At 56.8% G+C, this 24456-nt stretch carries 19 protein-coding genes and 1 pseudogene; 8 read left to right on the top strand and 12 right to left on the bottom strand.

The window, feature by feature from the left end; translation table 11 throughout:
- The 8 genes from pyk to J9893_RS12410 all read right to left on the bottom strand — a co-directional run.
- Positions 1-759 (bottom strand): pyruvate kinase (gene pyk, locus J9893_RS21700; RefSeq protein WP_246875575.1); only part of this gene is annotated, 759 nt, incomplete at its 3' end.
- Positions 760-803: 44 nt separating this feature from the next.
- The gene (locus J9893_RS12380; protein ID WP_042863745.1) at positions 804-1982 is read right to left on the bottom strand and encodes a glycosyl hydrolase 53 family protein; all 1179 of its coding nucleotides are present in this window, start codon (positions 1980-1982) and stop codon (positions 804-806) included.
- A 1-nt stretch (position 1983) separates the two neighbouring features.
- Positions 1984-2331, bottom strand: coding sequence for a glucose PTS transporter subunit EIIB (locus tag J9893_RS12385; protein WP_041211339.1), 348 nt, complete (start codon positions 2329-2331; stop codon positions 1984-1986).
- A gap of 54 nt (positions 2332-2385) precedes the next feature.
- Positions 2386-4440, bottom strand: a complete 2055-nt coding sequence (locus tag J9893_RS12390) for a beta-galactosidase (RefSeq protein ID WP_041212961.1) — start codon at positions 4438-4440, stop codon at positions 2386-2388.
- Positions 4441-4503: 63 nt separating this feature from the next.
- Positions 4504-5703: an arabinogalactan endo-beta-1,4-galactanase gene (locus tag J9893_RS12395; protein WP_041212960.1), complete on the bottom strand. Its 1200-nt coding sequence runs from the start codon at positions 5701-5703 to the stop codon at positions 4504-4506.
- A 22-nt stretch (positions 5704-5725) separates the two neighbouring features.
- Positions 5726-6577 carry a sugar ABC transporter permease gene (locus J9893_RS12400; protein WP_041212959.1) on the bottom strand — a complete coding sequence of 284 codons (852 nt, stop codon included), beginning with the start codon at positions 6575-6577 and terminating at the stop codon, positions 5726-5728.
- Between the two features lie 12 nt (positions 6578-6589).
- A complete protein-coding gene (locus J9893_RS22070) occupies positions 6590-7894 on the bottom strand; it encodes a sugar ABC transporter permease (RefSeq protein ID WP_041212958.1) in 1305 nt (434 codons plus the stop codon).
- Positions 7895-7972: 78 nt separating this feature from the next.
- The gene (locus J9893_RS12410) at positions 7973-9202 is read right to left on the bottom strand and encodes an extracellular solute-binding protein (protein WP_041212957.1); all 1230 of its coding nucleotides are present in this window, start codon (positions 9200-9202) and stop codon (positions 7973-7975) included.
- A 560-nt stretch (positions 9203-9762) separates the two neighbouring features.
- Between J9893_RS12410 and ugpC the strand changes: the two genes are divergently transcribed.
- The 4 genes from ugpC (at position 9763) to J9893_RS12430 (ending at position 14759) form a co-directional block, all read left to right on the top strand.
- Entirely contained in the window at positions 9763-10845 is a 1083-nt protein-coding gene (gene ugpC / locus J9893_RS12415) for a sn-glycerol-3-phosphate ABC transporter ATP-binding protein UgpC (protein WP_041212956.1), read from the top strand.
- 298 nt (positions 10846-11143) lie between these two features.
- On the top strand, positions 11144-13186 hold the full coding sequence (locus J9893_RS12420; protein WP_210600552.1) for a methyl-accepting chemotaxis protein: 2043 nt from the start codon (positions 11144-11146) through the stop codon (positions 13184-13186).
- A gap of 25 nt (positions 13187-13211) precedes the next feature.
- On the top strand, positions 13212-13631 hold the full coding sequence (locus J9893_RS12425; RefSeq protein WP_041212954.1) for a hypothetical protein: 420 nt from the start codon (positions 13212-13214) through the stop codon (positions 13629-13631).
- A 123-nt stretch (positions 13632-13754) separates the two neighbouring features.
- On the top strand, positions 13755-14759 hold the full coding sequence (locus tag J9893_RS12430) for a glycosyl hydrolase 53 family protein (RefSeq protein ID WP_042863742.1): 1005 nt from the start codon (positions 13755-13757) through the stop codon (positions 14757-14759).
- Between the two features lie 210 nt (positions 14760-14969).
- On the opposite strand, the gene J9893_RS12435 is transcribed toward J9893_RS12430, so the two are convergent.
- Both J9893_RS12435 and galR read right to left on the bottom strand, forming a co-directional pair.
- A complete protein-coding gene (locus J9893_RS12435; RefSeq protein ID WP_081999277.1) occupies positions 14970-16256 on the bottom strand; it encodes a maltoporin in 1287 nt (428 codons plus the stop codon).
- Between the two features lie 496 nt (positions 16257-16752).
- Positions 16753-17754: an HTH-type transcriptional regulator GalR gene (gene galR, locus J9893_RS12440; RefSeq protein ID WP_041212951.1), complete on the bottom strand. Its 1002-nt coding sequence runs from the start codon at positions 17752-17754 to the stop codon at positions 16753-16755.
- 312 nt (positions 17755-18066) lie between these two features.
- Between galR and galE the strand changes: the two genes are divergently transcribed.
- Genes galE through galK form a run of 3 tightly spaced genes read left to right on the top strand, consistent with a single transcriptional unit; the run spans position 18067 to position 21320 of the window.
- Positions 18067-19086 carry a UDP-glucose 4-epimerase GalE gene (gene galE, locus J9893_RS12445; RefSeq protein ID WP_041213009.1) on the top strand — a complete coding sequence of 340 codons (1020 nt, stop codon included), beginning with the start codon at positions 18067-18069 and terminating at the stop codon, positions 19084-19086.
- Positions 19087-19112: 26 nt separating this feature from the next.
- Complete coding sequence (gene galT / locus J9893_RS12450) at positions 19113-20153, top strand: galactose-1-phosphate uridylyltransferase (protein ID WP_041213008.1); 1041 nt, start codon at positions 19113-19115, stop codon at positions 20151-20153.
- Between the two features lie 9 nt (positions 20154-20162).
- Complete coding sequence (gene galK / locus J9893_RS12455) at positions 20163-21320, top strand: galactokinase (protein ID WP_041212950.1); 1158 nt, start codon at positions 20163-20165, stop codon at positions 21318-21320.
- Positions 21321-21902: 582 nt separating this feature from the next.
- Here the strand turns inward: galK and J9893_RS12460 are convergent.
- Positions 21903-23107 (bottom strand): IS3 family transposase gene (locus J9893_RS12460; protein WP_100654772.1). Its coding sequence is split into 2 segments (ribosomal slippage): positions 21903-22789 and positions 22789-23107, totalling 1206 coding nucleotides; the frame shifts between segments, so codons are not numbered across the junction.
- Between the two features lie 184 nt (positions 23108-23291).
- Positions 23292-23609 carry a hypothetical protein gene (locus J9893_RS12465; RefSeq protein ID WP_210621920.1) on the bottom strand — a complete coding sequence of 106 codons (318 nt, stop codon included), beginning with the start codon at positions 23607-23609 and terminating at the stop codon, positions 23292-23294.
- 205 nt (positions 23610-23814) lie between these two features.
- Here J9893_RS12465 and J9893_RS12470 point away from each other — a divergent pair.
- Positions 23815-24456 (top strand): annotated as a pseudogene (locus tag J9893_RS12470) (IS481-like element ISAs19 family transposase); the annotation flags it as partial.

A 24456-nucleotide genomic window follows, 5' to 3' on the forward strand; every position in this document is an offset into this window, starting at 1 on the left:
AACCGGAATTTCTACACCCATGTCGCCACGAGCAACCATGATGCCGTCGGAGACAGCCAGGATCTCATCGAAGTTGTCCAGGCCTTCCTGATTTTCGATCTTGGAGATGATCTGGATGTTCTCGCCACCGTGGGCTTTCAGGTGCTCACGGATTTCCAGCACGTCTTCTTTCTTGCGAATGAAGGAGGCTGCAACGAAATCAACGCCTTGCTCGCAACCGAAGATCAGGTCGCGCTTGTCTTTCTCGGCCAGGGCCGGCAGCTTGATGGAGACGCCCGGCAGGTTGATGCCCTTGTTCTCGCCCAGATCGCCGTTGTTCAGTACTTTACAGATGACTTCGCGCTCGGTGATCTCGATGACGTCCAGGCCAATCAGGCCATCGTCAACCAGGATGCGGTTGCCGACGCGCAGGTCGTTGGCGAAACCGGCATAGGTCACGGCGACTTTGTCTTTGTTGCCAACCACGGTCTGGTCGGTGGTGAAGGTGAAGGTCTGGCCGGCGACCAGGGAGACGTCGTTGCCGCCTTCGAGCTTGATGGTGCGGATTTCCGGACCCTTGGTGTCCAGCAGGATGGCTGCGTGCTTGCCGGTTTCGGCCATGACAGCGCGCAGGTTGCTGATGCGACCACCGTGCTCGGCGTAGTCGCCGTGGGAGAAGTTCAGGCGCATGACGTTCATGCCGGCGTCCAGCATCTTGGCCAGCATTTCTTTGGATTCGGTCTTGGGACCGATGGTGCAGACGATTTTGGTCTTTTTCATGTCAGTCTTCATGGTGCTGTTGTCATCTCTTCAATGTGAAATAGTCAGCGGGTCGGGGCAAAGGCGGCCAACGCCGGCAGTCCTCTGCCCTCCCGATCAAACAGGGCCTGGTTCTCCCAACCATTACCGAGGGGTTCGTCTATCCCGAGGAACGCCATGCCAGCCTGACTGGCCCAGCTGTCACCGGTGACCCGGATCCAGCCCGGCTCCCAGTAGACAAACCCGAGCCCGAGCCGATCCGGCACTGCGGCAATAGCGGCACGCAGGGCATCGAGAAACGCCAGTTGCCCCTCGGGCGTCGCAGCAAACCCGCCGCGCACGGCCTCCTGCTCACCGAAGGCATTGCGAACCGCGTCCTGGTTGACGGTATCGTGCCCATAGGCGGTCTCAACCACCAGCAGCGGGAGTCTGATTTGGGTGGCAAGGCTGTTCATGGTGCGCGAGAGGTCACCCAAGGATCCGTGCCAATAGGGGTAGAAGGAGAGACCCACCAGATCGAACGGCACATCGCGCGCCTGCATCGCCTTGAACCAGCGCAGGCACTGAGCCTCATCCCCTCCTTCAGCAAGATGCAGCATCAGTCGTGGGGTGATCCCCCCCTCGCTGCCAGCGCGGATCCCGGCGATGGCCGCCTTGAGCAGCTGGGCCAGTCGATCGAACCCCTCCTCTTCTTCCTGCCGGTGTAGTTGCCCCAGCGGCCACAGCATGCCGTTATTGAGTTCGTTGCCGACCTGTACCATTTGCGGCGGCACCCCAGCCTCGCGCAGGCGCTGCATCACGGCGGCGCTGTAATCGTGCAACATCGCCGCCAGTTCTGCTTCCGACTTGCCTCGCCAGGTCCGTGGCGTGTACTGCTTGCCCGGATCGGCCCAGAAGTCGCTGTAATGAAGATCGAGCAACCAGGGCAAGTTGAGAGCCCGGCTTCGCTGCGCCAGTGCAATCACCTTTTCCAGATCATTGTTGCCACCACCAAAGGGTTCCCCCTTGGCCGAGCGGGGATCGACCCACAGCCTCAGGCGCACCAGGTTGAGGCCACGCTCGCGCATCAGGGTTAGCAAATCCCCCTGTCGCGTTTCGTCCTGATAGTGAACGCCCAAGTGCTCGAGTTCGGCCAGGGTGGAGACATCCGCCCCTCGGATGGCCAGGTTGTGAGGAGCGGCTCCAGCCCCTGCACTGATCGCTCCCAGCATGACCAACAGTGGCCAGCTCAGCGGGAGGTACATGCTAGTGTTGCTCCGGCTCGTGCAGCTCGAACCACTGACCGAGCTCGCGGCGCAGGTTGTCCGAGCGCTTGCCGAAGATGGCCTGCACCTCGTCACCGATGATGATGACGCCGATGGCACCGAGACCTTGCAGCGCCTCGCTGTCGACCTGCTGCAAGGCATTGACCTTGACCCGCAGCCGGGTCAGGCAGGCGTCAAAGCTCACTATGTTGTCGTGCCCACCAAAGGCAGCGATGAGCGCGGTGATGGCCGCCTCGTCCAGCCCGGAGAGCGGCGCCTCGGTCGATTTTTCCTCCTTGTGGCCGAGGGCGGCGGCGAACAGCCGCTTGAAGTCCTGCATCTTGACCATTTGAATCTCCTAAACATAAAAAAAGAGGGCGAAGCCACTGGCTCCGCCCCGCAATCAACGGGCGCGACGCAGCACTCGGCAGCCGAATGGAGGCAGCACCAGCGAATCGCTCAGCGCCTCACCGCTCACCATGTCACTGTGACCACCCGGCAGAGTGACCAGGCGCTCGGCGTTGGCGAAGTTTTGCACGAACACGAACTCCTGCTCACCATCGCTGCGACACTGAGCTGTGACCCCCTCCGGCAAGGCTGGCAAAGCACGCGGCAGGGCCAGGGTCTCGATGAGATGGCCAAAGAAGTCACGTTGGAACGCCAGATCATTTCGCGAGGCGACATAATAGGCGCGACCTGTCCCGTGCTCGTTGACCGTCACCGCCGGACGTCCGGCATAAAAGTCACCGTCATAGCTGGCCAGGGCCCTCGCGCCTTCCAGGTGGATGAGATCGCAAAGGTGAGTGACTTCGTAAGGGCCGCAGAGTCCGGCTTCGTTGCCAGCAAGACCCGAGACGGCGTTACGTTCCTCGTCATAGAGACCGTCTATCTCCTCTGCCCAGATCCCAAGGACCGGGCGCAGCGGCCCTGGGAATCCCCCCAGGTGACAGAGATCGGTCTCGTTGACGATGCCGCTCCAGTAAGTGGTAACAAACTGCCCACCTCGTTTGACAAAGGCGTCAACCCGTTCGGCAAAGCCATCGCGCACCATGTAGAGCATCGGGGCGATAACCAGGTCATAACCATCCAGCGCGCAGTCGGCATTGATGACATCCACCGCAACTCCTGCCTCCCAAAATGGGCGGTAGTGCTCGGCTACCGTCTTCTCGTAGAAGAGGCCGGCATTGCGCGGCCCCTGGGCATTGTCCATGGCCCAACGGCTCTCCCAGTCGAAAATGATGGCCACTTTGGCCTCGACGCGACTGCCAGCGACCTCTTGCAACTTGGCCAGGATCTCGCCTAGCGCCTGCACCTCGCGGCCCACCCGGGTATCGATGTGACCAACGTGATCGACCACGGCGCCGTGGAACTTCTCGACCGAACCACGGCTCTTGCGCCACTGGAAGTACTGCACCGAGTCGGAGCCGTGGGCTACCGCCTGCAAGGAGGAGAGGATATGCATTCCCGGCTTCTTGAGCTTGCTGATGGGCTGCCAGTTGGTCAGGCTCGGGGTCGACTCCATCAGGAAGAAAGGTTTGCCTCCCTTGAGAGTGCGCATCAGGTCGTGATACATGGCGGTGTACGCCGCCAGGGTCGAGTCATCGCCACTGTTGTGCCAGAGGGGGTAGCTGTCCCAGGAGATGAAATCGATCTCCTTGGCCAACTGCCAGTAGTCATAGTCGTAGAAGTACTCCATGAAGTTGGTGGTGGCCGGCAGGCTCGGGTTGGCCGCCTTCAAGGGCTTGATCTCCTCGGCACAGAAATCGCTCACCTGGGCGGTATTGAAACGCTTCCAATCGAGGTTTAGGCCGTGGATCGAGCTCTCGCCGATGGGAGACGGGGATTCGATCTGTGACCAGTCGGTGTAGGTATGGCTCCAGAAGCTGCTCCACCAGGCGTGATTGAGCGCTTCTATGCTGCCATAACGAGCCTTGAGCCAGTCACGAAAGCGCTCCTGACAAAGCTCGCAGTGGCACTCGCCGCCATACTCGTTGGAGATGTGCCAGGCGATGACACCTGGATGATGGCCGTAGCGTTCGGCCAGGGCACCGTTGATAGCGCGCACCTTGTCACGATAGACAGGCGAACTCATACAGTGATTGTGACGGCCACCGTGCAGTGCCTTCACACGTTCCTTGCTGACCCGCAGCACCTCGGGATAACGCAGGGAAAGCCAAGCCGGGCGAGCACCACTTGGTGTGGCGAGGAAAACTGACACACCGTTTTCGTGCAAGCGATCGAGCACCGTATCGAGCCAGCCGAATTCATAGCGCCCCTCTTGTGGCTCCAGGGAAGACCAACTGAAGATGCCGACCGACATCACATTGCAGCGGGTCTGCTTCATCATCTCGAGATCGCGCTCGAACACCTGGGGATCATCCAGCCACTGATCCGGGTTGTAATCAGCACCATGCAGCAGAGCGGGCACCCGTTCACTGAGCGGGGGAAACTTGAACATCACACATCTCCTAAAACGAGGGGGCGCCGGCCATGGCCGGTCGCCCTATCGGTTGAAACCGGGTCAGTTGAATACCTTGATCGAGGGGAGCACATGGCCGGAGCAGTCAAACAGCGCCTGGTTCTCCCGGGCATTGCCCTCTTTCCAGTCGTCGTTGTTGTACTTCATTCCAGCCTTGGTGGCCCAAGTGGCACCAGGGGTTGGCAGCCACGCAGGCTCCCAGTAGAAGACACCCTTGCCACGCCCGTCCGGTACCGCCACCACGCTCTTGATCAGATCGCGCAGGAAGTCGGCCTGCCCCTGTACGCTGGCCGGGTAACCACCGTCGCTCGCCTCCTTGGCAGTGAAGTTGTTCTCGGCGTTGTCGCAGTTCTCCGTGGTGTAGCCGTAGGCGGCCTCAACCACGATCACATCCTTGCCATAGCGCTTGCTGATGTCATCCATGTTGGCCTTGAGGGCACTGATGGGGCCATTCCAGTAGGTGTAGAAGGAGAGTCCGATGATATCGAAGGGCACCTCGCGCTTGGCGACTTCATCAAACCACCAGACGAAGGTGTCGTTTTTGGTGCCCTCAGCCAGATGCAGCATCACCTTGATATCTTTGCCGTGCTCTTTCACAGCACGTACACCAGCCTTGAGCAGTGTGGCCAGGCGATCAAACTCCCCACCGTTTTGCCCCCAGCTCTTGCCCTCTGGCCATAACATGCCACCGTTGATCTCGTTGCCGACCTGCACCATGTCAGGCATCACACCGGCCTTTGCCAGGGCATCCATGCTTTCCTTGGTATGGGCGTAAACGGCATCCGCCAACTGCTCGACTGACATCGTACGCCACGCCTTGGGCTTGTTCTGGCGGCCCGGATCCGTCCAGAAATCACTGTAGTGGAAATCGAGCAGGAACTTCATACCAAGGGCCTTGGCACGCTTGGCAAGCGCTATCGTTGCAGCCAGATCGTTGTTACCACCGCCGTAAGGCTTGCCGTCCGCATCCTTGGGGTCTACCCACAGGCGCAGGCGAATGTAGTTAAAGCCGTTCTCCTTGAGGATTGCCATGGCGTCCTGTTGCTTGCCACTGGCATCAAAGAACTTGCCACCAAATTTCTCTACTTCGGCCAACATGGAGACATCAGCCCCCTTGATGAACTCCTGCGGTACAACAACTGGTTGCACCACCACATTTTCGGCAGCCACGGCAGGGGCATGCATACCCAACATGCCGGTGGCGAGCAGCGCCGCCATCACCAGCGTCTTCTTGATTTTCATGTCGAACGTCCTGTTTAACGGATTAACCTTTGGTCCCACCTGCGGTAAGACCGGAAACGAAGTACTTCTGCAAGGAGAGGTACAAGATGGCCACCGGCACCGCGATGAGCACAGCTCCCGCCGCATAGGTGGTGTAGCTGGCCCCCATCTTCTGGGCGACCAGGTTGTAGAGACCAATGGGCAGGGTGAACTGATCCGGGGTGCGCAATATGGTGCTGGCCAGGATGAAGTCGCCAAGCGGGCCGGTGAAGGAGAACAGTGCAACCACCGCAATGATGGGCTTGGAGAGCGGCATGATGATCTCGATAAAGATGCGGAAGTTGCCCGCCCCGTCCATGCGCGCCGACTCGTCGAGATCCTTGGGGATGGCATCGAGGTAACCCTTCATCAGATAGGTGTTCATCGGGATCATGCCGCCCACATAGACCAGCACCAGCGCCAGATGGCTGTTGACCAGACCCAGCATCTGGGCCAGCACGAAGATGGCGATGAGGGCCGAGAACTGGGGCACCATCTGCAACAACAGGAACAACATCAGGCCATTTTGCCGCCCACGGAAACGAAAGCGCGAGAAGGCATAGGCAGTGAAGCTGACGCTGATGAGGGTCAACACCATGGTCAGGAAACTGATCTTCATCGAGTTCCAGTACCAGGCGGCATAATCGATGCGCCCGTCAAACAGCTCCTGATAATGAATAAAGGAGAAGTTTTCCGGGATGATCGAAGTGTTGAGCAGGCTGCTGCCCGGATTGAGAGAGGCTCCAACCGTCCAGATCAGGGGATAGATGATGATCACCGCAACCATAGCCAGCAGCAAATAGCTTAGGGTCAGGCGGATGGCATTACTCTTTTTCAGACTGTGTTTGGCACTCATGGCTGGATCTCCTTACACCATGTCGTCTTGCTTGAACGAATTGGTCGCACGGAACTGCCACAGGGCAATGCCGACCACGAAGATGGAGAGCAGAATGGTGATGCTCGCTGCAATCGCATACTGGGATGACGACATGGTCAGCTTGTAGATCCAGGAGACCAGGATGTCGGTGCCGCCGGCATTGGAACCAGCCACCGCAGGTCCCCCGTTGTTGAACAGGTAAATGATGTTGAAGTTGTTGAAGTTGAAGGTGTACTGGGTGATGAGGATCGGAGCGATCGAATACAGCACCAGGGGCAGCGTAATGGTAGTCAGCTTGTGCCATGTGCTGGCACCGTCAATGGTGGCCGCCTCGTAGAGATCATCCGGGATAGCCTGCAACACCCCAGTGGTCATGGCGAAGACGAAGGGGAAGCCAAGCCAGGTCTGCATCAGGATGAGGGCCGTCTTGGTCCAGAAGGGATCTGTCATCCATGCCTTGGGGTCGATACCCAGAGAAGCCAGAATACCGTTGTTGATGACACCAAAGGTCTCGTTGAACATGCCGGCGAACACCAGAATGGTGACAAAACCGGGCACTGCCCACGGCAGGATCAGGATGGTGCGGATGAGCGGCTTGAAGCGCAGATCCTTCTGATTGACCAGGATCGCCAGCAGCACCCCGACCGAGCATTGCAACGTGGTGGCGATCAGCGTCCAGATCACGGTCCACTGCAGCACGTCGAGCAAGGTCGAACGCCACAGATCGAGCTTGAAGATGTTGATGAAGTTCTTCATCCCCACCCAGTCCACCAGCTTGGCCGGCGGCGTGTGGTAGAGATCGTAGTTGGTGAAGGCGATGGAGAAACCAAAGATGATGGGGAACACCACCACGAACACCAGCAGGATGAAGCCCGGGGTGATCATCAGATACGGGAACCCTTCGCTCAGCAGCAACTGGTATTGCTTGCGCACACTGGTCAGCGCTACGCCACGATCCCGGCGATCGCCGTTAACATAGGCGTCGCGGACGCTCCAGTAGTAGATGGCGCAACCAAAGATGGCCACCAGTACGCTGATAACCCCCTTGGCCAGGAGGAAGACGGAGTTGTCCCGGGGCAACTCGGTGCCGAGGGTAAACAGCCCCCAGAACCCTTGAGATAGAAAATCATGGAATACGCCGAAGAAGCAGGCCATGACGGTGAAAAACAGGGTGCCCTTGACCCATTGCCGGTTATACCACTGACCGAGTCCCGGGATCAGCGAGAGCAGGGCGGCCACCTTGGCATGATGGGTTCTTGTACCGATCTGGGTAAGCGATCCGGAATCGACAACCACAATGTACCTCCTTTCCATTAAGAGCCCGGGCGGCCACGAATGCCGCCCGGCCCGAATTGGGCCTGCGCCCAACTTGTGTTATTGCTGCGCGTGGTTGACTTCGATCTGCATGTTGATGTTCTTGACTGCACCTTCCAGTGCCGCCTTCACATCCTGCTTGCCAGTCACGCCAAGCTGCAGTGCACTGTTGGCAGGGGTCCACACCTCTTGCATCTCGGGCACGCTCGGCATCGGAGTGGCGAAACCGGCCTGAATGGCCACGGCACGGGATTTCTCGTCATCTTTGATGAGCGGATCGTCAATCAGCGCCTTGAGCGGCGGGATCTCGCCGGTCTTCTCGAAGCGGACTTTGGCGTACTCAGGCTGGTTGATGAACTCGATGAACTGCTGCGCCAACTCTTTCTGCTTGGAATAGGTAGAGATGCTGTACCCTTTCACGCCGAGGAAGGAGCGCATATGCTCGCCATTGGGCAATGTCGGCAGCGGTGCGACACCGTAGTTCACCCCCGCATCCTTGTAGGGCTGGAACGACCAGGGTCCAGTAATGACGGCAGCAGCCTTCTTCTCGGTGAACAGGGAATCGATGGCGTTGGCACCGGTCTCACCCACGATACCGGCCGGGAAAAGTCCTTCACTGTAGAAACGCTTGAGGAAACTCACTGCATCGACCGAGCCCTGGTTGGCCAGGCCCACATCCTTGACGTTGAGCGAACCGTTGGGGTTCTGGCCGAAGATATAACCCCCCATGGCTGCGACTACACCGTAGGAGTAATAAATCTCGTCAAACTTGGCGAGCAGGCCGTATTTGTTCTCCCCGCGCAGGGTCTGTGAAGCCTTGATCAGCTCGTCAAAGCTCTCGGGAGCCTTGGGTAACAGGTCCTTGTTGTAAACCATGACGATGGTCTCCACCGCCTTGGGCAGGCCATAGAGCTTGCCTTCATAGGTCTGGGCATCCACCGCAGGTTTGGTGAAACCAGCCAGATAGTCGGCCCCCGGCTTGATCTCGCTGATCAGCCCCTGCACCACGGCAGTACCAACCTGATCATGCGGCAGTACCAGCACATCCGGACCGATACCGGCCGGGCCATCCAGGCGCAGCTTCTCGATCTGCTGGGCATAGGGGGTTTCGAGGATCTTCACCTTGACGTTGTGCTTGGCTTCGAACGCCTTGACAGCCTCCTCAATGCCGTTTGATTTCTTGATGTCTTCCCACACCAGCAGTTCACCGTCAGCGGCACGGGCTACCTGGCCCAACCCCATAACGCCCAAAGACAACAACATTGCAGCAGTCAATTTGTTGATTTTCATATGATTTCCTTGTCCCTAACTCAGGTAAAAGCAGGTCTTCTCAGACCACGTAGGCAAAGTGAGTGTTACGATTCCATCCAGTCGGTGTAACTTCTGAAGCTTGTTACCAATTCGGGTGTAAAACAAAGCACAACCACATTACACGCCGGACTGGTCTGGCCTCTATGACACAACCTCACTACCACCTAATGCAATGAAAAATAAATGGTTTAATCCCATACATCAGATCCGGAGCAATACGCTCTATCACTTGATTTTTGCTTTACACAGCTCTTCGAGTGCACTGGAACAGCAAAAAAGGTAACGATTACACCGAATGGCTCTACGGTAAGCGGTGCTTGCCCAGCCTGCCAGTAGCACGTACCAAGGCTGTGATCTCATGCACAAAAGAAACAGCATTTTGTGCAACCGCTTACACCTGACTGATATAGTCCTCCCAAAGCCACAGAGTGAAACGGTGTGAAACGCCTTCTCCCTCCCAGGGCAAAGAAGCCGCAGCAGGGGCATGACTGCCCCCAGCATTTGCAGCTAAGGCATTTATTATCAAGGAGTTAAAGCTCATGGCGAGTATCAGGCTGAACAATGTGATCAAGCGTTTTGGCAGCAATGTGACCCTACATAATGTGAATCTGGATGTAGAAGATGGTGAGTTCACCGTCTTTGTCGGTCCTTCCGGTTGTGGTAAATCCACTCTGCTGCGCATGATCGCCGGTCTGGAAGAGATTTCGGACGGCCACATTGCGATTGATGAGCAGGTGGTCAACGATGTAGCCCCGGCTCATCGCGGGGTGGCCATGGTGTTCCAGTCCTATGCCCTCTATCCCCACATGACGGTGGCCGAGAACATGGGCTATGGCCTGCGGGTCAATGGCGTGCCGAAAGAGGAGATAACCCACCAGGTCAGCATGGTGGCCAAGACGCTGCAGCTCTCCCACCTACTCGATCGCAAGCCCAAGCAGCTCTCCGGCGGCCAGCGCCAGCGGGTAGCCATCGGCCGTGCCATCGTGCGCAACCCCAAGGTGTTCCTGTTTGACGAGCCGCTCTCCAACCTCGATGCCGAGCTGCGTGTCGAGATGCGCCTGCACATCGCCAAGCTGCATCAGGAACTCAAGACCACCATGATCTACGTGACCCACGATCAGGTGGAGGCCATGACCCTGGCCGACAAGATAGTGGTGATGAACTATGGCAAGGTGGAACAGGTCGGCTCGCCGATGGAGCTCTACTACAAACCCTGCAACCGCTTCGTGGCCGGTTTTATCGGCTCACCCAAAATGAACTTCCTGCCGGCCCGCGTACTGGCCTGGAGCCCGGAGCAGATCCGGGTCAAGGTAGCCGGCCAGCAGGAGCTCACCCTGCCCATCCTCACCGAGCGACTCGAGCCGGGCAGCGAGATCTCCCTTGGCCTGCGTCCCGAGCATGTGGTGCCGGGCGCAGAGGGGATCCACCTCGCCTTTACCTGCGAGGTGGTGGAACGTCTTGGCAACAGCACCTACCTGTTCGGTCAGTGCTGCGGCACCGACGGCTTCAAGCTGCTGCTGGCAGGGGATGGGGAGTTTCATCCGTACCAGAAGATGGATGTCTTCTTTGCCCCGCAAAATTGCCTTGTGTTCAATGCCGAAGGGCTCAGGATCAGCCGCTGAACGCGGCTACTGCATGCCCCGATCCATTTTGCCCCCGCCAGTCGGGGGCTTTTTTTTATCCCCGGGCGCGGGACACAAAATGAGAGCGGGCTCGCAACCCTGGACAAATCCCGTACAAGGGTGCCGAGAAAGAGTGTAAAAGATTCACAAAACAATGAAAACGTTACACTAAAAATCAGAATCAGGTGCCCTCCCTTATCGCGGCCTTATCTTTTAACGAGGTAAAGCACTGATAAAATATGACTTATCACTTGTGTCATCAGGCTGGGTTGACTCAACACCATATGTAATCGATACCATGAACTTGCGCACTCGTCACCTTTCCATCATCCAGCGCCTGGCGCTGGGCTTTGCCGTCATCCTGTTGCTGCTGCTGCTCTCGGTGGCCCTCTCTCTCTACGCCGGCCAACGGCTGGCCGACCAGGTGGGGCTGCTCGCCAGCCATACCGCGCCGACCCTGGTGCAGAGCCGCGCCGTGACCCGCGATCTCTTCACCCTCGACCGACATCTGGGCAACGCATTGTTGCAGACCGGAGAGGAGGAGCTGGGCGCCGCCCGCGAGCAGATGCAGCAATGGCAGGCCCGTTTCGACCAGGATCTGGCCACCTTGGCTCGACAGATAGCGGGGGAGCCGCAACAGAGTGCGCGCGTCGAGAGCCTGCGCGAGCAACAGGCCGCCTACTGGCAACTGGCCCAGCAGTTGGTCGATGACTATGCCCACAACCGCCTCGAACAGAGCAAGCTGGCGGCCGACACCCGCCTTGGCGACACGGCGCGCCAGCTTGCCAGCGCCCTCGATGTGCTGCTCGCCCCTCTGGGCAGCCACCCCGCCGTGCTGCTCAAGAGCCGCCTGCTGGCAAACCTGGAACAGCAGGTCAGCGCCACACAGGAGATCCTCAAGCAGCAGGATCCGGCCCCCGTTGCCGCACGTCTGGCTGCCAATGCACGCGCCAGCGAACAGGCGGCGGCACTGCGCCAGGAGCTGGCACGCCAGCTCGCCGGCCAGGAGGATGCCTTCGGCGTGCCCCTGAGCCTGGAACGCGGTACGGGTGCCAGGTTCGATACCCTCGCCACCCTGCTGGCCGGCCCCGAGAGCCTGCCGGCACGCCACCTGGCGCTGGTCGAACAGAGCATCATGTTGCGCAACCAGAGTGTGCAGGCCAGCCGCCTTATCGACAGCCTGCTAGGCGATCTGAGCGAGCTTGACGCCGCGATCGACGCTCAGCTTCGCCACAGCACCGCCGGCAGCGGCGCCATCCTGCTCTGGCTGCGCCTCGGGCTGTGCGCCGGCCTGTTGCTCTCCCTCGGTCTCGGCGCCCTGGTGCTGTGGCACCTGGTGCGCGCCATCCGCCAGCCACTGCACCACATCCTCACCACCCTCAAGGCCCTGAGTCAGGGAGACATGCGCCAACGCGTGCCGCTACTGCGCCACGACGAGTTCGGCCAGCTTGCGACCGGCATCAACGCCCTGGCCGACGAGATGAGCGGCATGCTCGGTCAGATAGTTCAGGCCGCCGATGCCCTCGGCCGCATGGCCGGCCAGAACCAGCACGCCCAGCATCACGCCCAACTTGCCATCGGCGAGCAGCGCAACGAAACCACAGGGGTCTGCAGCGCCATGGAGGAGATGGACTACTCGGTGCGCGAGGTCGCCGGCAGCATAGGCCAGACCGAGCAGACCCTCGGCAACATAGCCGCGGCGGCCCACGCCGCCAGCCTGCGTGGGGCGGCGACCGGTCAACGGCTGCAGCAACTGGCTGACGAGTTGGCGGAGTCGCGCCGCAGCGTGGAACAGGTGCAGACATTGAGCGTCAGCATCGGTGACATCCTCGCCCTGATCGAGCGCATCACGGAGCAGACCAATCTGCTGGCCCTCAACGCCGCCATCGAGGCGGCCCGCGCCGGCGAACAGGGGCGTGGCTTTTCCGTGGTGGCCGACGAGGTGCGTCAGTTGGCGCACCACACAGCAGACTCCACCACCCGCATCCAGGGGATCATCGACGATCTGCAGCAAAGCACCCGCGGTGCGGTCGCCACCATGCTGCGCTGCCACGACGCCATGGCCCAGAGTCGCACCGACAGCGACGCGGGTTGCGCCACCCTAGCCGAGCTATCCCAGGCGCTGCAGAAGGTGGCCGAACAGAGCAGCCGTATCGCCAGCGCGACCCTGCAGCAACAGCAGACCAGCGCCGAGATCGCCCGCAACATTACCAACATCGCCCGGATTGCCGACGACAACCAGGGTGCCCTGGCCAAGGTGGCACAGACCAGCGACCAGTTGCAGCAGCTATCGCAGCAGCATCTGTCGCTGACCCGCCGCTTCACCCTGCAGAGCGCCTGATCACACACCACAGAGAGGACCATCCATGTTCAAGAAGACACTGTTGCTGACTACCCTGATCGCCTGCCTCCAGCCCGCGCTGGCCAACGAGGAGGATCCCCTGGCCCGCCCGCTGTTCCTGCGCGGCGAGATGAACAACTGGGAGGCCCCGGCAGACCAGCAACTGGTTACCCAGCAAGGGGACTTGCTGTCGGTCCAGGTGGCCTTGCAGGCCAGTCACGGCGCCTACAAGTTCAAGATTGCCGATGAGAAGTGGAAGGCCGACACCACCTATGGCCAGTTCGACCCCGCCGCCAAGGTAGAGTCGGACAAGCCGGTGGTAGTCAAGGCCGGCTGGCAGTGGAGCGACATGAAGTTCACCCCGCCCAGCGACGGCCAGTATCGCATCACCCTGGATCGCCGCGATCCCCAACACATCCAGGTCACCGTCTCCCCCGCCGGGTGATCCCAGGGCCGCCGCAAGGCGGCCCCAGCCTCCGCCGGGATGGCGCCGCACGGCGACGCCATCCCGGCGCGGGACTGCCTCCCTGTCGCCACCCTACACACATCCAGACAGGAGATAACAACAATGAAGAGACATCTGCTTACCACCCTGCTGCTTGGCGGCGCCCTGCTGTTTCATGGCCAGGGAGAGGCCATGGTCAAGGGAGCTGACGTCAGCTGGCTGACCCAGATGGAGAAAGCCGGGTACAAGTTCTATAACGACGCCGGCCAGCAGCAAGATCTGTTCAAGACCCTGAAAGAGCACGGTATGAACACCATCCGGCTCAGGGTATGGGTCAATCCTGCCGATGGCTGGAACAACATCAGTGACGTCATCGCCAAGGCCAAGCGGGCCAAGGCGGCCGGTTTCGATCTGCTGATTGACTTCCACTACAGCGACAGCTGGGCTGATCCTGGCAAGCAAACCAAACCTGCAGCCTGGCAGAGCTACACCTTTGATCAGCTAATGTCGAACGTATGGTGGCACACCTACAACTCCCTCGTTGCCCTGAAAAACGCAGGAATCACCCCCAAGTGGGTACAAGTGGGCAACGAGACCAACAATGGCATGCTCTGGGAAGAGGGGCGCGCCTCGGTCAACATGAAGAACTTTGCCTGGCTCATTAACAGCGGCTACGACGCTGTCAAGGCGGTCAACAGTAGTACCAAGGTGATCGTCCACTTGGCCAACTGTGAGAACAACACTCTCTATCGCTGGATGTTTGATGGTCTCAAGAACAACGGCGCCAAGTGGGATGTAATTGGTGCCTCCATCTACCCAACACAGAGCGGTAACGGTGACTGGTTTACCCTCAACAACCTCTGCTATGACAATCTATCCGATATGGTGAGTCGATATGACAAAGAGGTGATGATCGTGGAGGTTGGCATGCCTTGGGATGACCCGAAAAACAGCTATGACACCATCGCCGATCTACTCAACAAAATGAAGTGGATCCCTGACAACAAGGGCCTCGGCGTGCTTTATTGGGAACCGCAGAGTTACAAGAACTGGCAGGGTTACAGCCTGGGATTGATGGACAATGGTGGCAAACCCACCTACGCACTGGATGCTTTTCTGTTGCAGTAATTGACCCGTTAAAGCAAAGGCGCAGCCACAATGCTGCGCCTCTTTTTTTCAAAGGAGATCTCCCCTTTCAACATACTGCCTGATGGTTCTTCAGTGGAATGCTCACCTCCCCCCAACCCCATCATTTCACGCAGGTCCGGACTAATCATTTCGAGACGACATTAAAAAAGGAGCCCGGTTGGGCTCCCATGATATTGATGAATCGTTTTTTTACCACCAGGCTTCGGCCTGAACACCAAAGTTCCAAGTGTGGTCATCTTCACCACCGTTGAAGGATTTGCCTTCGCCATCTTTCAAATAGCTGGCGAACACACGGATCTCCGGGCGAGCAAACAAGCTGGGTCCAGCTGACCAGGCTTGAGCCAAGGTATATTTCTGGCCACTCGATTTCTCTTCAGAACCGCTTGTCCAGGTCTTGGTAGTTTCATAAGTACCGGCTTCAACCAGCGTCTTCATGATGTCAGTCCACGCATAACCACCCCGCGCGACGGCGCTGAACAGTTCGGTGTTGTCATGCCATGCTTCAAGTTTCTCACCCTTACCGTAAGTGAAGACATGGTTCACACTGAATTTCTCACCCATGGGAATGTCACCCGTCAAAATTACACGGTATCCCTTGGCATCGTCGGTCAAATGCCAAACATCATACCACCCACCCCCCTGGGAGATCATATTCTGGGCCAACCCTTTGTCAGCATATTGCAGCACCAACTTCTCGTAGATGCGGCTATCGGCAAAATATTGACTCATCTCTGCCGTCAGCATGACACCATTCTTGGGATCATAGAGATTACCGACCTTCTTCTGTTCATCGGTCGGATTAGGCATCGCATAGCTGACGCCCGCTTCGGTCCAAGCCCCTTCCCAGGGAGCCCAGCCGGCATAGCGCAGGTCCAGGAAGTTGACGTTGAGGTCATTGTTGACAATCGAGTTATCGATATCGTTGCCATCGGACCGGATCCAGGCCAGTGAGAAGGCGCCTGGGCCGGCCTTGAGATTCTCAATACCGGCGCCAGCTCCCGAGATATTCCAGTACTTGGTATCGATGATGTGGAGATCATGACGCTGGTAGAAGCGCTTGCCAGCCCAGACCACCGCATCGGGCGCGGCTGAGAGCAATCCCTTGGCCTTCACATTGAATTGGCGCAGGGCAAAGGTTGCATCGTCCTTACACTCTTTTTGATCGAAGTTACACACTGTGGTGGTACTTTCATAGTCATTAGAGCCATCGCTCTGCATGCTAAACATGCTGTCAACGTAGAAAGTCTTGCCATCCTTGTTGTAAACCTCCTGACCAATACCAATTTCGGTATAGGTATCGTTTTCGTTACCCAGGCGGCCGACAACGTTCTGTCGACCAGTTTGCATATCACCATCCTGGGACACACCTACGCCAGAGCGAAAATACCCTGTGAAATCAACAGCATTAGCATTTAATGCTGTCATTGACAGAGCGAGGGCAACGGAAGTCGTCAGTAGCTTCACTTTCATAGTTATTCCTTTATTCCACTGTTGCATTGTTATCCTGATAAACCGCTTACCAGTCCAAAGGGAAAGCGCTTTCACTATCCGAGAGGGATTATAAGAACAACGTCGTAGTGAATGACATGACGAAACTCACACATTTGTAATAATTACACTAATAAATAAGATAGCCTTCTAGTAGCCATTACACATTATGAGGTAAGTCGTTGATTTTAAATCAATAAAACAAACCAACCAGAGTGTTATCGATTACATAAGGAGTGAGCGGTAGTTCTCAAGCATGGTTGACGTTAAGGGTGATGAAGGTGATGTGCAGAACATGAAGCCTCTCTTGCGGAAGCATCTCCTGGGCACCAGGAGGCTATTTGTTTCGCCAGAGCGTCTAGTTCAGAGGTTTTGAAGAGGAGGACATTGAGGCATTAAAGAGGAAGATGAGACTTTAAAAAGGCAAGGCCCGAGCTGGTAACCTTGCCGTAATCGCTATAGGCCCACAAGCCCAGCACTTGGACTAATCAATGGTGCGAACCGAGTGACGGCGAACCAGTGTCGGGCTAAACATATGCGTCGTCTGGGGCAAAGGCCCCCCCTTTGCCAAAGCAATGGCCAGCTCTGCAGCCTGAGTGGCCATAGCAATGATGGGATAGCGCACCGTTGTCAGACGAGGGCGCAGGTAGCGAGATATCAACACATCATCAAAACCCACCAAAGAGAGGTCTTGAGGTACATCAATCCCGTTATCACTAAGCACTGACAAGGCCCCCGCCGCCATTGAGTCGTTATAGCAAACGACGGCTGTCATCTGTTGCCCCCGACTCAGCAACTCCGTCATTGCTGCCTCCCCCCCCAATTCATCAGGACTACCACGGGAGATCAGACGTTCATCAACCGGAATATTGTGCTCTTGCAGTGCGTCCAAATAACCCTGCAGACGGTCCTGAGAGTCTGATATCTGATGATTTGAGCACAGGAACCCTATCTTCTTGTGCCCTTCCTGGATCAGGTGACGAGTTGCAAGCCAAGAACCATAGCGATCATCCAGCGCAACACAACGGGACTCGAATCCAGGAACAATACGGTTGATAAGCACCATTCCAGGAACATAGCTCATCATCTGGATCAGCTCTTCATCTGGCAGCATTTTGGCATGAACCACCAGGCCAGAGCAGCGATGCCCTATCAACTGCTCTATTACATGCTTCTCTTTGGCTGCGTCGTGGTAGCCATTTCCTATAAGCAGAAAATTCCCCGTAGCTTGTGCCACTTGCTCGACAGCTTTAACCATGGTGCCAAAGAAGGGATCAGACACATCAGCAACGATCAATCCCAAGGTGTCATTGTTCTGATGGGCCAATGCTCTCGCGTTCGCGTTGGGATGGTAGTTGAGTTCATGCATCGCCTTGAAGACTGCGTCTCGTGACGCCTGACTCGCCTTTGGCGAGTGATTGATGACGCGTGAGACGGTGGCGACAGATACGCCTGACAGGAGTGCTACATCTTTGATGGTTGCCATGAATTAGCTTTTCCGGTGAACGGTATAAATAAAAACCAGTGCTGTACTGGGTCAAGATACTACCGACATTTCCAATACCTGACACGGCTTTCATATCAAAAGCGAGAGCATTCTATCAATACGAGCGTCTCGCTGTGTAATCCATTTACATACACCCTTATCCATTCTCATGCTCATCGCGGTGAAAAATGTGACAAAAATCACATCAAATGGAGATGCATCTTCCAGGAGCTTGTTCACAAGCGCAGAATAAGGGAAAGCGATTACACCAAATAAAACCCAATTAAAACTAGCGCCAAGGAGCGAATCATGTTGAAGATACTCGTGACAGGTGGAACTGGTTACATAGGTAGTCATACCTGCTTGCAGCTTATCGCTGCCGGGATGACCCCCATCTTGTTGGACAATCTGGTTAACAGCAAAGAGAGCGTCCTCGAACGTATCCACAGCCTCAGCGGACTGCGCCCCCAGCACTATCACGGTGATGTGCGGGATGCCGACCTGCTGGATCGTGTGTTTGCAGACCAGCAGATAGATGCCGTGATCCATTTCGCAGGCCTCAAGGCCGTAGGGGAATCGGTACAAAAGCCTCTCGAGTACTATGACAACAATGTCAGCGGCACCCTGGTGTTGCTGCAGGCAATGCGACGCGCCGGGGTCAAGACCCTGCTGTTCAGCTCATCTGCCACCGTCTATGGCGAGCCGGAGATCATGCCCATCACCGAGGAGTCGCCCACCTTTCACGCCACCAATCCTTATGGTCAAAGCAAGCTGATGGTGGAGCGCCTCATCAAGGACTTTGCACACTCAGCCCCCGACTGGTCATTAACCCTGTTGCGCTATTTCAATCCGGTGGGCGCCCATCCCAGCGGCCTGATGGGCGAGGATCCCCAGGGCATTCCCAATAACCTGATGCCCTATATTGCCCAGGTGGCAGTGGGCCGCCGTGCCAAACTCGCCATCTTTGGTGATGACTACCCGACACCAGATGGTACCGGTGTGCGGGATTACATTCATGTCATGGATCTAGCCGATGGCCACGTCGCAGCCTTGAAACATGCGCTTGGGCAAGCTGGCGTCCATGTGTACAACCTGGGCACTGGGCATGGCTACAGTGTCCTGGACATTCATGCCGCCTTCTCCAAGGCCTGTGGCCGCGAACTGCCTTATGAGATCGTGCCGCGCCGCGCCGGGGACATAGCACAGTGTTGGGCAGATCCAACACAGGCCTATAACGAGCTGGGGTGGAAGGCTTATCGCACGCTTGATGAGATGGCGGCTGATACCTGGCGCTGGCAATCCCAAAATCCAAACGGTTACCCCCTTCCATGAATATACAGAACGAGACAGACCTTACTATGCAATTCGAACCGACCGACCACCCTCACCGTCGTTACAACCCATTGATCCAACAGTGGGTTCTCGTTTCTCCCCACAGGGCGAAACGCCCTTGGCAGGGCCAGCAGGATGAACCCGATCGTACCCAGCGCTCCCCTCACGATCCGGATTGTTTCCTCTGCGCCGGCAATACTCGCGTCACTGGTGACAAAAATCCGGATTATCCGTCGACCTTCGTTTTTACCAACGACTTTGCGGCACTGATGGTTGATACACCTATGGCCCCAACCAGCGAGGACCCCCTCTTCCAGCTAGAGAGTGCACGCGGCACCAGCAGGGTAATCTGCTTCTCACCGGATCACAGCAAGACCTTGCCCGAGTTGTCTATCCCCTCCCTCACTGCCGTGGTCAACACCTGGTGTGAACAAACTGCAGAGCTGGGGCGCGAATACCGCTGGATCCAAGTATTCGAAAACAAGGGCACCATGATGGGGTGCTCCAATCCCCATCCCCATGGGCAGATATGGGCCAACGACTTCTTGCCCAACGAAGCCGCGCGGGAAGATGTCGCCCAACGGGAGTATTTTGCCAAACATGGTCGAGCCATGTTGCTCGATTATGCGGAACGCGAGCAGGCTGACGGCAGCCGCACCGTAGTGGAAACGGAACACTGGCTGGCAGTAGTGCCTTATTGGGCTGCCTGGCCCTTCGAAACCCTGTTGCTTCCCAAGTTTGCGGTAACACGTCTACCGACACTGACACCGCAACAGCGTGCAGACCTCGCACTGGCGCTCAAAAAACTGACCAGCCGCTATGACAACCTGTTTCAGTGCTCCTTCCCCTATTCGATGGGATGGCATGGTGCGCCATTCAATGGCGAAGAGAATGATCACTGGCAGTTGCATGCCCACTTCTACCCGCCCCTGCTGCGCTCTGCGAGCGTACGCAAGTTTATGGTGGGCTATGAAATGCTGGCAGAAACACAACGTGACCTGACGGCAGAACAGGCGGCAGAACGCCTGCGTTCCGTCAGCGATATCCATTTTCGTGAACAGGTTTGAGGTTGAGACATGAGTATTGAATCGCCACACAGCGTGACTGAACATACCTTTTACACCCAGTATGGTTATCGCCCGACCCTCGCCATTCAGGCACCTGGGCGTGTTAACCTCATTGGGGAGCACACGGACTATAACGATGGTTTCGTGCTACCCTGCGCCATCGATTATCAGACCGTGATCAGTGCTGCCCCCCGCCAAGACAGTCTGATCAGGGTTATCGCTGCCGACTATCACAACCAACTGGATGAATTTGACTTACGCCACCCCATAGAGGCGCGCCCGGAATACCTGTGGGCCAACTATGTGCGAGGCGTCGTCAAATATTTGCTATTGCGAGGCTGTCAACTGACAGGGGCAGACCTGGTAATCAGTGGCAATGTACCTCAGGGAGCAGGCCTGAGCTCTTCCGCCTCTCTGGAAGTGGCAGTAGGACAGATCTTCAAAGAGATGAATCACCTCGACATCAGCCAAGCAGATATCGCCCTTAATGGACAACTGGCGGAAAACAGGTTCGTCGGTTGCAACTGCGGTATCATGGATCAGTTCATCTCGGCTCTGGGTCAGCAAGATCATGCTCTGCTGATCGATTGCCGCAGTCTGGATACCCGTCCTGTGAGCATGCCAGCCGACATTGATGTGGTCATCATCAACTCGAACGTACGCCGGGGCCTGGTGGATAGCGAATACAATACCCGCAGGGCACAGTGTGAAGAGGCCGCACGGCATTTTGGGGTCAAGGCACTGCGTGACCTGACGATGACCCAGTTCACCGAGCGAGCCAACGAACTGGATCCTGTCGTCGCGAGCCGTGCACGCCACGTCATCTCCGAGAATGAACGAACGCTGGCAGCGGCCGATGCGCTTGCCAATGAAGACATGGTCATGATGGCCGAATTAATGGCGCTGTCCCATGCCTCGATGCGTGATGATTTTGCCATCACAGTGCCTGCTATCGACGCCTTGGTCGACATGATCAAAGAGATCATCGGCAGTCGTGGTGGTGTGAGGATGACTGGTGGCGGGTTTGGTGGCTGTGTGGTTGCATTGGTTCCACAGTCACTGACAGCAGCAGTGTGCGAACAGGTTAATATTCGTTATCCCCAAGTGAGCGGTCTGGCCCCGAGTATCTATATCTGTAAGCCCTCCGCAGGAGCTGGCCCCCTCTGATTTTTCATTGCCACCTTAATGTCATGATCAGCGAAAACAACTCTACATATGTCCAAGCTGATCATGACACACATTGAATCGCCACTGGTTTTGTAAACACCTCGCAATCCAGACTCGCTTACGACATAGGTTAGAACATCTCAGGAGAACGAAAAAATAAAGCGCCACCGCTATGGAGGTGCATTACATCTCTACAGGCTAGTGTTTCAAAGCCGTGGTGAGTTCATTATTGAACAGCAACAGTGAGCTCAGGATGCCCAAATGCAACGAGCTGCCCGTTAGACCGGCTGAAATATTGGCTCCAGAAGGTTTCTAAATTCTGGATCATCTTGTCACTGCGGTAGCCGTTCTTTGCATCGGTTTGCACGAATGCCGCATCATGAACATAGATTCGCGCTCCTTTGAAATCAGCGAGAAGATTCTCCCTCTAGACCTTGACCAGCTAAACGGATGGAGAGATGTAACGGATACCTTTGGACTAACTCCTTTTGAATTGCCGCACCAAGCCAAAAGAAACCAAAGTAAGCTGTGACAGAGGGCCGGTATGGATTTGACCCCATAGGTCCAGACACTTTTTCCCGCTTAGGGTTGTGATACCCGACTGCGCAGAAATTCCCGTGGTGAACGGTATCCCAAGGCGCTGTGCGGGTGGTGCTCGTTATAATGCTCAAACGCGATAGCCAAATTGCCTACCGCTGTTCGGCTATCCGGTTTTGGCATCATCTCGATATAGTCTCGCTTCATCGTCTTCACGAAGCTTTCCGCTATACCGTTACTCTGTGGGCTTCTCACTGCTGTCGTTCTGGGCTCCAACCCGATTTCTCGTGCAAACGCGCGGGTCTCATGGGCTCGATACGCCGAGCCATTATCAGTCAGCCACTCCACCGGTGATGCCGGCAACGAATCCCCAAAGCGACGTTCGACAGACCTCAGCATGACATCTTGCACAGTGTCACTATCGTAACCCCCAGTACTGGCCGCCCAGTCCAACGCTTCCCTATCGCAGCAATCCATGGCGAACGTGACACGTAGTTTTTCACCGTTATCGCAGCGAAACTCGAAGCCATCTGAGCACCACCGTCGATTGCTCTCCTTGACGGCAACACGCCCCTTATGTGCCTGCTGGGCCAATGGTGCAGCTGGTTTTCTTTCCAGCAGCAAGCCATGCTCGCGCATGACGCGATATACCCGCTTAGCGTTTACCACAGGTTGTTCTGTTGCCTCAGACTGACGCCGTAACAGCGCCCAGACCCGGCGATAGCCATAGGAGGGAAGCTCTGCCATCGCCTCCATGATACGGCCAAGTAAGGCTGCATCATCACGCTGGCGATGATGACGACCATCTTGCCAACCCGGTTTTCGATGAACACGAACGGATAGCTGCGCACGCGATACATTAAGAGCCTGGCTCACAGCACTTAATCGTCGTCCCCCGGCAACAAGGGCGCATGCGCAATCCATTTTTTTGCTCGACCATACTCCACGGCTTCTTTGAGGATCTCGTTCTCCATGGTCTTCTTCCCGAGCAGACGCTGAAGCTCTCGGATCTGCTTGATGGCAGCAGCCAACTCGGAAGCAGGAACAACATCCTCACCGGCGGTGATCGCCGTGAGAGACCCTTCTTGGAATTGCTTACGCCATTTGAAAAGCTGGTTTGCGTTGACGTCGTGCAAGCGAGCAACATGAGAGACGGTCATCCCGGGCTCAAAGGTCTGCTGCACGATGGCGATCTTTTCTTGTGGAGTCCGGCGTCGACGGCGCTCGGCCCCTGTTAACACTTCGACCATCTTCTCGTTGTGACTAGTACTGAACATAGCTCCAAGACTACCTCTTAAGTTAAGAGGGGCGAAGTGTCTGGATCTTCAAGGGGCCAATCTACGGTAGAACCACTACAGCCGTCATTGTCGCCACCATCATTACCACCGTTATCAATATTGACGCCTTGCACAGTGATAGCGATTGGCTTGGTGATCACGTTAGTGCCAGTACCGCTACGCAAACCGAGGGAGGGGGACTCGCTTGGCAAGCATAAACTACCAGATCACGGGCTGTCATGCGCACTGCGTAGGTCGGATTGCCCGCCGCATCGAGTACCGCTTGGCAAGTGGTCGGGTCAAAGCGCACCAATTGCGAGATTCCATCGTTGTAGTGTTGGCCAACAACGGCGCTGCCAGATTGGTTATACAGCTCTACAGAAAGACGCTCGGTTGCTACATCAGTACCGGAGGCAGTGATGGTTACGTCGATGTACAGTTTGTCATTGGTCAGGGTTGTGCTGTCTATTGCCATGACGAAAGTGCGGTCAGCAACCTCCTCGGCATGAAGCCCGCACCAGACCCTTTTGCCCATACGTAGTAAGCACGGAGATTACCATCTGGCATTTTCATGTATGGAGATGGTATTCACCTGACAGTTGCCCACAAAAGGGAGTGGTCATACGGCTTCAAACCGGATAACAAAACGGTACCCCTACCGTGTTATCCGGAGTCACCGTATGACCACCAACGAGAAAGTAGCACGTCGCAAACTCAGCCTGCTAGAGCTCGCCAAAGAGCTCAATAATGTCAGCAAAGCCTGCAAGCTCATCGGCTACAGCCGTCAGCAGTTCTACGAAATTCGCCGTAATTACCAGACCTATGGCGCCGAGGGATTGCTCGACAAATTGCCCGGCTGTAAAGGGGCTCATCCCAATCGGGTCGCTCCCGAGATTGAACTGGCCATCCTCGATTACTCCCTCACCAGACCAACTCATGGCCCGCTGCGGGTCGCGCAAGAACTGGCTCTGCAAGGCATCAACGTCAGTGCGGGCGGTGTGCGTGGCGTATGGCAACGGCACGACTTGCTCTCCAAGCATGACCGCTTGTTGCGCCTCGAGAAAACCCACAGGGAACAGACGATTGAGCTCAATGACGAGCAGATCCGCCTGCTCGAGCGCTTCAGCCCCGAGTTTCGCGAACGCCAAATTGAGGTTCACTACACCGGAGAACTGATGGCGGTCGACACCTTCTTCGTCGGCGCACTCAAGGGGGTGGGCAAGGTGTATCTGCAAACCGTACTGGACTGCTACAGCCGCCACGCCTGGGGACGGCTCTACACCAGCAAGCTGCCGGTGACCTCGGTCCATGTGCTCAACGAA

Source organism: Aeromonas sp. MaB10011B, assembly GCF_017939325.1.
Lineage (GTDB): Bacteria > Pseudomonadota > Gammaproteobacteria > Enterobacterales > Aeromonadaceae > Aeromonas > Aeromonas caviae.